This is a genomic window from Bradyrhizobium sp. HKCCYLRH1030 (assembly GCF_051168395.1).
GTDB lineage: Bacteria > Pseudomonadota > Alphaproteobacteria > Rhizobiales > Xanthobacteraceae > Bradyrhizobium.
This window is the reverse complement of record NZ_JBNPUY010000002.1, coordinates 669,839-680,389: the sequence shown is the minus strand read 5'-3', so window position 1 is coordinate 680,389 and position 10,551 is coordinate 669,839. Positions and strand designations below refer to the sequence as shown.

At 68.7% G+C, this 10,551-nt stretch carries 7 protein-coding genes; 6 read left to right on the top strand and 1 reads right to left on the bottom strand.

Annotation, left to right across the window (positions count from 1 at the left end):
* The first annotated feature begins 64 nt into the window (after positions 1-64).
* The 3 genes from ACQR1E_RS08480 to ACQR1E_RS08470 all read left to right on the top strand — a co-directional run bounded on the left by ACQR1E_RS08480 (position 65) and on the right by ACQR1E_RS08470 (position 4,726).
* Positions 65-1,279, top strand: coding sequence for an aminotransferase class I/II-fold pyridoxal phosphate-dependent enzyme (locus tag ACQR1E_RS08480; protein ID WP_434896907.1), 1,215 nt, complete (start codon positions 65-67; stop codon positions 1,277-1,279).
* A gap of 11 nt (positions 1,280-1,290) precedes the next feature.
* A complete protein-coding gene (locus ACQR1E_RS08475; protein WP_434896906.1) occupies positions 1,291-3,768 on the top strand; it encodes a DNA translocase FtsK in 2,478 nt (825 codons plus the stop codon).
* Between the two features lie 196 nt (positions 3,769-3,964).
* Positions 3,965-4,726, top strand: coding sequence for an outer membrane lipoprotein carrier protein LolA (locus tag ACQR1E_RS08470; RefSeq protein WP_315716778.1), 762 nt, complete (start codon positions 3,965-3,967; stop codon positions 4,724-4,726).
* Positions 4,727-4,745: 19 nt separating this feature from the next.
* On the opposite strand, the gene ACQR1E_RS08465 is transcribed toward ACQR1E_RS08470, so the two are convergent.
* Positions 4,746-5,816, bottom strand: a complete 1,071-nt coding sequence (locus ACQR1E_RS08465; protein WP_315825700.1) for a DUF2336 domain-containing protein — start codon at positions 5,814-5,816, stop codon at positions 4,746-4,748.
* A 233-nt stretch (positions 5,817-6,049) separates the two neighbouring features.
* Here ACQR1E_RS08465 and ACQR1E_RS08460 point away from each other — a divergent pair, with 233 nt between their 5' ends.
* The 3 genes from ACQR1E_RS08460 (at position 6,050) to ACQR1E_RS08450 (ending at position 10,543) form a co-directional block, all read left to right on the top strand.
* On the top strand, positions 6,050-7,588 hold the full coding sequence (locus ACQR1E_RS08460) for a YifB family Mg chelatase-like AAA ATPase (RefSeq protein WP_434896905.1): 1,539 nt from the start codon (positions 6,050-6,052) through the stop codon (positions 7,586-7,588).
* A 103-nt stretch (positions 7,589-7,691) separates the two neighbouring features.
* Positions 7,692-8,171: a hypothetical protein gene (locus ACQR1E_RS08455; protein WP_434896904.1), complete on the top strand. Its 480-nt coding sequence runs from the start codon at positions 7,692-7,694 to the stop codon at positions 8,169-8,171.
* 137 nt (positions 8,172-8,308) lie between these two features.
* A complete protein-coding gene (locus ACQR1E_RS08450; RefSeq protein WP_434896903.1) occupies positions 8,309-10,543 on the top strand; it encodes an ATP-binding protein in 2,235 nt (744 codons plus the stop codon).
* The last annotated feature ends 8 nt before the right edge of the window (positions 10,544-10,551 follow it).

Genomic DNA, 10,551 nt, shown 5'->3' with positions numbered 1-10,551 from the left:
GACCAGACAGGCACCGGTTCATGGGCGATCGGCGGCTTCCACTGGTTTGGCGCGCGTTTTACGTATGGCAATGACCGCTTCATCCCCCGCGCCCGCTGGCGCCAGCCATTCGGAGAGCGAACGCTCGCCGTTTGCGCGGCTGAACGAGCTGCTCGCCCCTTACAAGCCGGGCAAGCCGATGATCACACTCGCCGTCGGCGAGCCGCAGCATCCGGTGCCGGACTTCGTCGGGCCTGTATTGGCCCAGCACATCGCCGAGTTCGGCCGCTACCCGGCCGCCAAGGGCATCGAGCCGTTCCGCAAGGCAGCCGCCGGCTGGCTGTCGCGCCGATTCGCGCTGCCGCGCGCTGTTGATCCCGAGCACGAGATTCTGGTCCTGAACGGCAGCCGCGAGGGCCTGTTCTTCGCCGCCCATGCCGCGCTCCGCCATGTCGGCCCGCGCCGCGGACGGCCGGCGATCCTGATGCCGAACCCGTTCTATCCGGTGTATGGCGTCGGCGCCCGCACCGCCGGCTGCGACTCCATCTATCTGCCGACCACGCGCGACAACGGCTTCCTGCCCGATCTCGATGCGATCGACGAGGCGACCCTGGCGCGCACGATCGCGTTCTACCTCGCGACGCCGGCCAACCCGCAAGGCGCGGTGACATCAGCGGACTACATGCGCAAGCTGGTCCAGCTCGCCAACGCTTACGGCTTCCTGATCTTCAGCGACGAATGCTATTCGGAGATCTACACGAAGGCGGCGCCCGGCAGCATGCTCGAGCATGCCGGGCCCGACTACACCAACGTCGTCGCGTTCCAATCGCTGTCGAAGCGCTCCAACGTGCCGGGCATGCGCATCGGTTTTGCCGCCGGCGATCGCAGATTCCTCGCGGGCTTTCACGAGCTGCGCAACATCGCGGCGCCGCAGGTGCCGGTGCCGCTGCAGCACGTGGCGGTGGCCGCCTATGCCGACGAGGCGCATGTCGAGGAGAACAGGCGGCTGTACCGCGCCAAGTTCGACCTCGCCGACCAGATCATCAGCAACCGTTATGGCTACAAGCGCCCTGATGGCGGCTTCTGCGTCTGGCTCGACGTGGCGAATCGCGGCGGCGACGAGGAGGTGACGGTGCGGCTGTATCGCGACGCCGGCGTGCGCGTGGTGCCCGGCAGCTACCTGGCGCGGCCGCAAGCCGACGGCTTCAATCCGGGTCTCGGCTACATCAGGCTGGCGCTGGTGGCCGACGCCGACTCCACCGGTGAGGCGTTGCACCGGCTGGTCGAGGTCCTGGGATAATCGCGGGGCTGATGCAGATGCCGGCGATCGAACGAGTCATTCCCCTGGTCAACCACCTGCCGACGTCGCTGCGCGACGCGCTGGTGCGGCGGCTGCGCGAGCTCGCGGGCCTCGCGCTGATCGGCCTGTCCGGCATCGCCGCGGCGGCGCTGATCACCTGGTCGGTGCAGGACCCGAGCCTGAGCCACGCCAACTCGCGCGCGATCCGCAACATCGTCGGCTATCCCGGCGCGATCGGCGCCGATCTCCTGATGCAGATCTTCGGCCTCGGCGCGATCATGGTCATCCTACCGATCGCGATCCGCGGCTGGCGCATGATGACGCACCGGCCGTTCGATCGAGAAGCGCTGCGCTTCGGCGCCTGGGTGCTCGGCGCGATCATCGCCGCCGGTCTCGCCAGTTGCTGGCCGCGCTCGCATGCCTGGCCGCTGCCGACCGGCCTCGGCGGCGTGGTCGGCGACGCCCTGGTGCGCGCGCCAGCAGTGGTGTTCGGACCGCCCGGTGTGATCTATCGGCTGGTGCTCGGCACCCTTCTTCTGGTTGCGATGATCAGCTGCCTGCTGGTGGCCGGCGGCATGGGCGCGAAGGAAGCCGATCCGAGCCTGCTCGCGGAGGAGGACGACGACACGCCGTTGGCCGATCCCGAGGACGACGACGACCGCAAGGCGATCCGGCTCGGCTGGGTGTTCCACGCCATCATGAGCGCGAAGGCGCAGGTCGTCTGGTTCCTGAGCACGGCCTACCGCGCGCTGGTGTCGAGCGGACCGCAGCCGCGCGCCGCCGCCGCAGGCCGGCAGGAGCCGAGCCTGGGGCGCGGCCAGGGCAGGCCGACGCTCGCGCCCGAGATGGACGAGGACGGCGGCGACGAGGAGGAGGCCGACGAGGGCGAGGACGACGAAGAGGAGGAGGAGCCCGCTCCCCGCGCCCGCAAGAAGCCCGCGGCCAAGACGCCGGCGCGCAAGTCCAACGACAAATACGACCTGCCCTCGGTCTCGATGCTGGCGGCACCGAAATCCTCCGATCGCCAGCCGCTGTCGAAGAGCGAGCTGGAGGCCAATTCGCGCGCGCTCGAAGGCGTGCTGCAGGATTTCGGCGTGCGCGGCGAGATCGTCAAGGCGCATCCCGGCCCGGTCGTCACGCTGTATGAGCTGGAGCCGGCGCCGGGCATCAAATCGTCCCGCGTCATCGGCCTCGCCGACGACATCGCCCGCTCGATGAGCGCGCTGTCGGCGCGCGTCGCCGTCGTGCCCGGCCGCAATGCCATCGGCATCGAGCTGCCCAACGCGCACCGCGAGAAGGTGTATTTGCGCGAGCTGCTGGTGGCCAAGGAGGCGACCGAGAGCGTCGCCAAGCTGCCGCTGTGCCTCGGCAAGAACATCGGCGGCGAGTCCATCATCATCGATCTCGCCCGCACCCCGCACATGCTGATCGCCGGCACCACCGGCTCGGGCAAATCCGTCGCCATCAACACCATGATCCTGAGCCTGGTCTATCGCCTCCGGCCGGACCAGTGCCGGCTGATCATGGTCGACCCGAAGATGCTCGAACTGTCGGTCTATGACGGCATTCCGCATCTCCTCACGCCGGTCGTGACCGATCCGAAGAAGGCCGTCGTCGCGTTGAAATGGGCCGTGCGCGAGATGGAGGAACGCTACAAGAAGATGGCCAAGCTCGGCGTGCGCAATATCGACGGCTACAACGCCCGTCTGGGCGAAGCGCGCGCCAAGGGCGAGGAGCTGACGCGCACCGTCCATACCGGCTTCGACAAGGAGACCGGCAAGGCGATCTACGAGGAAGAGAAGCTCGACCTCGATCCCCTGCCCTACATCGTCATCATCGTCGACGAGATGGCCGACCTGATGATGGTCGCCGGCAAGGACATCGAGGGCACGGTGCAGCGCCTCGCGCAGATGGCGCGCGCCGCCGGCCTGCACGTCATCCTGGCAACGCAGCGCCCGTCGGTCGACGTCATCACCGGCACCATCAAGGCGAACTTCCCGACCCGCATCTCCTTCCAGGTCACGTCCAAGATCGACAGCCGCACCATTCTCGGCGAGATGGGCGCCGAGCAACTGCTCGGCCAGGGCGACATGCTCTACATGGCCGGCGGCGGCCGCATCAGCCGTGTGCACGGCCCGTTCTGCTCCGACGAGGAGGTCGAGAAGGTCGTCAAGCATCTCAAGGCACAGGGCTCGCCGGAATATCTCGAGGCGGTCACCGCCGAGGAGCCGAGCGAGGAGGATGGCGCCGTGTTCGATGCCACCGGCATGGGCGGCGGTGGCGGCGGCGACGACCTGTTCTCCCAGGCGGTCGCCGTGGTCAAGCGCGACCGCAAGGCCTCCACCAGCTACATTCAACGCCGGCTGCAGATCGGCTATAACAAGGCCGCTTCGCTGATGGAGCGGATGGAACAGGAAGGCATCGTCGGCCAGGCCAACCACGCCGGCAAGCGCGAGATCCTCGTGCCCGAGGAGGAAGGCGGGTTCTGACGGCCCCGATGGCCGCAGAAACGCCGCTTCGGTGCCCGATCTTCACGCGATTACGATCACGCTGCCCGGCCGAACCGGGATAGAACGCGTAAAACCTCAGGACGTCGTTTTGAAAAGCTCCTTGTTGAACAGCACGTTTTCGTATCACGCAGCTTGGCGCGGGCGCCGGATCGGCGCTTGGCTGGTCGCCTGCGCCGTGACGATATGCTCTGTCGCCGGTGCGTCCGGTCACGCCGCCGCGCAGGGCACGCCGGCTCCGAAATCAGGCCCGAAGAGCGGCTCCCAGCTCAGCGCCTCCGACCAGCAGCGGGCCGGCCAGAGCCCCTCGACCACCCAGACGGCCCCGCCCAATCCGGTCATTCCCGATCCCCGGCGCAACGTGCCGGCCAGCATCTTCACCTCGTTCGACGCCAACCAGAAGGCGCAGGCGGCCAAGGTCAGCGCCTATCTGTCGTCGCTGCAGACCCTGGTCGGGAACTTCGTCCAGGTCGGCCCGGACGGCAGCAAGACCAAGGGCGATTTCTACATCCAGAAGCCGGGCAAGGTCCGCTTCGAATACGAGCCGCCGACGCCGATCGACATCATCGCCGACGGCTCTTCCTTGGTGGTGCGCGACCGCAAGCTCGCGACCCAGGACGTCTATCCGCTGTCGCAGACGCCGCTGCGTTATCTGCTGTCCGACCGCATCGACCTGTTGAAGGACACCAACGTGATCGCGGTCGCCGCCGACGACCTCTACGTCACGATCACGATCGAGGAGAAGCAGGCCCTGATCGGCACCAGCCGGCTGATGCTGATGCTCGGCGCCAAGGACGGCCAGCTCAAGCAGTGGACCGTGACCGATCCGCAGGGCTACGACACCACGATTGCCGTCTACAATCTGGATACGACCAAGAAGCTCGATCCGGCGATGTTCAAGATCGACTTCACGGCCTATCCGAGCACACCGCCGGGCTGACGCCGCCTCTCGCGCTCGCTCAGCGCGATTCGAGCCCGCGCACCTTCCATTGCGCTTCAGACAGTGCGAGCTTCTCGAAGCGCTTGCGCGCCTCTTCGAGGTCATCGGCCGGAAGCGCGTCGCAGCCGGGCCGGTCGCGCAGGATCATCGACGTCGTCGCCCAGCTCAGCCGCGCGGCCTTGCAGGCCAGCAGCAGGTCCGTGATGCGGTCCTCCTCCAGCAGCGATTCGATCGTCTCGATGGTGACGACGCAGAGCAGCGCCAGCGCTGCGATCACGGCAGGGAAATCGCCGGTGGCGCAGAAGCGGTTGACGGCGGAGTCGCCGAGCTTGCCGGTCCGGCTGAGGGCGGCAACCTCGGCCTTGACCTGCTGATAATCCCATATCGCGCGCATCGCCGCGCCGGGCGAGCGCGTCGGCGTCGCCTGAAGGGTGGCGCGGGTCGCCGGCGGTGCGGCCTTGATGAAGCGGGCGCGGGCGCCCTCGCTGGCCGCGGCGACGAAGGCCCGCGACAGCTTGGCCGGCAGATCGGTGCGCAGCGCCAGCTTCTCGGCGAGATCCTCGTCGCGCTCGGCGATCTTGAACAGGCTGCGATAGCCGTCCTCGGACAGCCGCGCGGAAAGATTCTGCGCCAGCGCCATGCGCACCGCCGGAAAGCCGCGCGCGATTAGCTGCGTCGTGAGGCTGTCGCCGATGCCCCTGCGGCTGGCGATCGCGACGAGATGCGCCGGGCTGCCGGTGCGGATGAACTCGGCGAGATCGCGCTCGGTCAGCACCGCCGCCTTGGCCAGCATCGGCCCCGCGACGCGCAATTCGGGGTGAACGGCGAGCATCCGCGCCGTCGCGTAAGGCGCGCGCTCGACGCCGGCGAGCGCCATGCTCAGCTCGGCCAGCAGCTCGGTCGCGACCTGCGGCATCAGCCGGGCGAACATCTGATCGTAGAGATCGAGCTGCTCGGTCGACGCCGGCCGCGGACCGGCCAGGAACAGGCTGGTGGTCCGGCGTAGCATGTCGGTGGCGAGCTCGGACACCGTCCGTGCATCACCGGCGGGCGTCTTGGCGGTCGGAGCTGCCGCAGGCGCTGGAGGCATCACACGTCCCTCGTTGGGCGCCTCCCCCGGCTGTGACGGAGGCGCGGGTCGATCATCAATTGAGGAAGAATGCGAAGGCCGGACTAAAGGGGCGTTAAGCGCAGCGGACGGAGCTGCAACCCCACGCGGCTGTCGTTAATGGATTGCGACAGAGCGCGGCAACGACAATGTTCCCGTATTGTTCTTGCGAACGATGCCGGCTTCCGCTAGCCTCCTTGCCCGGGAGGGGCATCATGGTCCAGCGCGTTTCCACCGTCGCCTTCGAGGGCATCGAGGCCCGCGCGGTCGACGTGCAGGTCCAGGTCGCGCCCGGACTGCCGGCGTTCGCCATCGTTGGCCTGCCGGACAAGGCGGTGTCGGAAGCGCGCGAGCGGGTCCGCTCTGCGCTGATCGCCTCCGGCCTCGCGCTGCCGGCGCGGCGCATCACCGTCAACCTGGCCCCAGCCGACGTGCCGAAGGAAGGCAGCCATTACGATCTGCCGATCGCGCTCGGGCTGATGGCTGCGATCGGGGCCATTCCGCCGGATGCGCTCGGCGGCTTCACGGTGCTCGGCGAGCTCGGGCTCGACGGCTCCATCGCGCCAGTTGCCGGCGTGCTGCCGGCGGCGATCGGCGCCAATGCGCGCGAGGAAGGATTGATCTGCCCGGCCGCCTGCGGCGCCGAGGCGGCGTGGGCGAGCCCCGATTTGCAGATCATCGCGGCAAGCTCGCTGATCCAGATCGCCAACCACTTCAAGGGCACGCAGGTGCTGTCGCGGCCGCAGCCGAAAATTCAGGAGGCGCCCGCCAGCCTGCTCGACCTGCGCGACATCAAGGGCCAGGAGAGCGGCAAGCGCGCGCTGGAGATCGCGGCCGCCGGCGGGCATCATCTGCTGATGATCGGCTCGCCAGGCGCCGGCAAGTCGATGCTGGCGGCGCGACTGCCGTCGATCCTGCCGCCGCTGTCGCCGGCAGAGCTCTTGGAAGTTTCGATGATCGCCTCGGTGGCCGGCGAGATCGAGGGTGGCGCGCTGACGTCGCGCCGGCCGTTCCGCAGCCCGCATCATTCCGCCAGCATGGCGGCGCTGACCGGCGGCGGCCTGCGCGCCCGCCCCGGCGAGATCTCGCTGGCGCATCAGGGCGTGCTGTTCCTCGACGAGCTGCCGGAGTTCGATCCGCGCGTGCTGGATTCGCTGCGCCAGCCGCTCGAGAACGGCGAGGTCTCGATCTCGCGCGCCAACCACCGCGTCACCTACCCTGCCCGCTTCATGCTGGTCGCGGCGATGAATCCGTGCCGCTGCGGCAACGCCTTCGAGCCCGGCTACGCCTGCAAGCGCGGCCGCATCGACCGCTGCACCGCCGACTACCAGATGCGCATCTCCGGCCCGCTGATGGACCGCATCGACCTGCGCATCGAGGTCCCCGCCGTCACCGCCGCCGACCTCATCCTGCCGCCGTCGAAGGAAGGCTCGGCCGAGGTCGCCGCCCGCGTCGCCGCCGCGCGCGACCTGCAGCGCGCCCGCTACGCCAAGGCCGGCCTGCCGCACATCCGGACCAACGCCGAGGCCCCCACCGCCGTGCTCGACGAGGTCGCCAGGCTGGATGCGCCCGGCCAGAAGCTGCTGCGCGAAGCCGCCGAGACGATGCGGCTGTCCGCCCGCGGCTATCACCGCGTCCTGCGCGTGGCGCGGACGCTCGCCGATCTCGACCACACTGATGCGATCGGCCGGCTGCATCTGGCCGAGGCGCTGTCGTATCGCGCGCTGGCGGAGGACAGCCGGCATGCGGCGTAAAGGCGCCCCCTCCCCCTCAACACTCTGGTAACGGCTTCTCTTTACGCTCCGACAACCATAAGGCCCGCGTTTTGTCCTCAGGCCTGCCGCGTCGGTGCGTATCATGTTGCGTTTCAAGGTCCTCGTCTCGGCTGTGCCGCTGATCGCGGCCGCTGTCATCGCCAGACTCGAATTGGCGCCCTCCCCGCAGCCCTGCATTGCCGTCGGTGCCGACAGCGTCTCGCTCGGCTCGGCGCCGTTTACCGCCGATCTCCATGTCGACTTCACCGATGACCCGGCGCTCGCCACTATCAGCGTGGCGCTGGCCGACAGTCCGGAGACGGCCGATTTCGTCGCGGTCGACGATGTGCTCACCAAGGAGGATCGTGGCTGCGGCATGACTGCCGCGACTGCGGTCGTCGCGATCGCCGCCGATCCGCATCCTGGCGCGCTCCGGATCCATCTCGCCAAGGACAGTGCAGCAGATGCTCACGCCGACGATCGCATCCACGTCCGCTCCAGCCACGCCACGGCGCAAGACGCCGCCGGGCTGATCGTCTCGGCGCGCAGCCACGACTCACCGCCGGCCGATCCGGTTCCGTGAGCCGGGCTAACGCCCGGTTCACCATCTCAGCACGGCTTCATCGCGCGTGCATGACCTTTCAAAGTCTCAGCAATACCGACGCCGCATGGTGCGGGCCGGCCATGACATTGGGATCGAAATCGTCGGGGGTGATCGAGATGGGACCGATTTTTCACGTCAGGCTGCGCCTGCGCCGGTTCATGCGCCGTCACCGCACCATCTTCGCCATCCTGCGCTCGCTGATGATCTTCTCCGCCGGCTTCGGCGGCGCGTACGGCTTCATCAAGGCCAGCATCTCCGACAACTCCGGCTATAACCCGCACACGTTCGCGATCGGAGCCAGCTTCCTGTTCGCGCTCGCCTGCGTCGGCCTGGCCACGCTCAGCATGCGGCTGCGCTTCGTCGCCAGGAAGATGCACAAGATTGCGCTCCACAACGAGGTGCTGGCCGACCGGAACTGGGAGCTGCAGGAAGCCGAGCAGCGCGCCCGCAATCTGTTCGAGCAGCAGGGCGATCTCATCGTCATGCGCGAGCACGGCGGCAGCATCATCTTCGTCAACGACGCCTATTGCCGGATGGCGGGGCTCGATCGCGACAACCTGCTCGGCAGCGCGTTCACCTTCGAGCTGATCGAGCAGGGCGACAGCGCGCTGGAGCCGAACGGCACGCGCGTCCACGACCAGCGCATCGAGAGCGCGATCGGGCCGCGCTGGATCGCGTGGCGCGAGGCGCTGGTGCGTTCCGACGCCGGCCAGCCCGCCGTGCTGCAATGTGTCGGCCGCGACGTCACCGACCGCACCGAGACCGAGCGGGCGCTGGCGGACGCGCGCGATCAGGCCAATGCCGCGAACCGCGCCAAGTCGCGGTTCCTGGCGATGGCCAGCCATGAGATCCGCACGCCGCTGAACGGCATCCTCGGCATGAGCGGACTCTTGCTCGAAACGCAGCTGACGCCGGAGCAGACGACCTACGCCAAGGCGGTCCGCACCTCGGGTGAGGCCTTGATGTCGCTGATCGACGAGCTGCTCGACTATTCCAAGATCGAGGCCGGCAAGCTGGCGCTCGAGGCGCAGCCGTTCTCGCTGGCGGCGCTGATCGAGGAGATCACCGAGCTGCTGGCGCCACGGGCGCAGGCCAAGCAACTGGAGATCGCGGCCTATCTCGACGAGCGGCTGCCGACCTGGGTGACGGGCGACGCCGCGCGGCTGCGCCAGGTGCTGCTCAACCTCGCCGGCAACGCCATCAAGTTCACCGCGACGGGCGGCGTTGCCCTGATCGCCGAGCCCGGCATCTGGCCGAACGAGATCAGCTTCCAAGTGTGCGACACCGGTATCGGCATCGCAGCCGACGCGCAGGAGCGGATCTTCCGCGAATTCGAGCAGGCCGACGACAGCGTCGCGCGCAGCTTCGGCGGCACCGGGCTTGGCCTTGCGATCTCGGACCGGATCGTCAAGCGGATGGGCGGCCGCATCGCGCTGCAGAGCGCGCTCGGCGCCGGCTCGACCTTCGAGGTGTCGGTGCCGCTGCCGCCGGCGCTGGAGCGGGGCGAGCAGAACAGCTTCCGCGGCCCCGATCTCGCAGGACGGTCGATCATGCTGGTCGCGCCGGCCGGGCTGCAGGCCGAGCTGATCGAGCGGCGCTTGCAGAACTGGGGCGCGCAGACCTGCCTGGTCGCCGAGGCCGAGGTGGCGGAGGCCCTGCTGCCCGAACGCGCCTGGCACGCCGTGCTGGTCGACGACAGCATCGGCGGCGATGAATCGCTGCGTGTGGGCGGGGTCGCGCAACATCATACGACGCGGCTGATCGTGCTGGTGACACCAGCGAGCCGCCACGAGCTGGCGCCGGGGGCGCCATTCAACGGCTATCTCGTCAAGCCGCTGCGGGCCGCATCGCTCGCCGCGCGCGTGAGCTTCGACACCGACGGCACGGTCATGGCCGACGATCCGATCCCGACCATCGCGCCGCCGATCGCGGCCCAGGCCGGCACGGGACTGTCCATCCTGGTCGCCGAGGACAACGACATCAACGCACTGCTGATGCGCTCGCTGCTGAGCAAGCTCGGCCACCACGCCGACATCGCCGTGCATGGCGAAGCCGCGCTGGACTCCTGGCTCGCGGCGCGCTCGGCCGGCGCGCCCTATGATCTGATCCTGATGGACGTGCAGATGCCGAAGCTCGACGGCATCGCCGCCGCCAGACGCATTCGCGCCATCGAGGCCAGCGAGCCCGGCGGCCGCACCCCGATCCTGGCGCTCACGGCCAATGCTCTGGTCGAGGACCGTTACGCCTGCTTCGAGGCGGGCATGGATGGGTTCCTGGTCAAGCCGATCGATCGCGACAAGCTCGACGAGGCGCTGGCGAATCTGGCGGCGGCGCGACAGGTGCCAGCGTAGGTCATTAG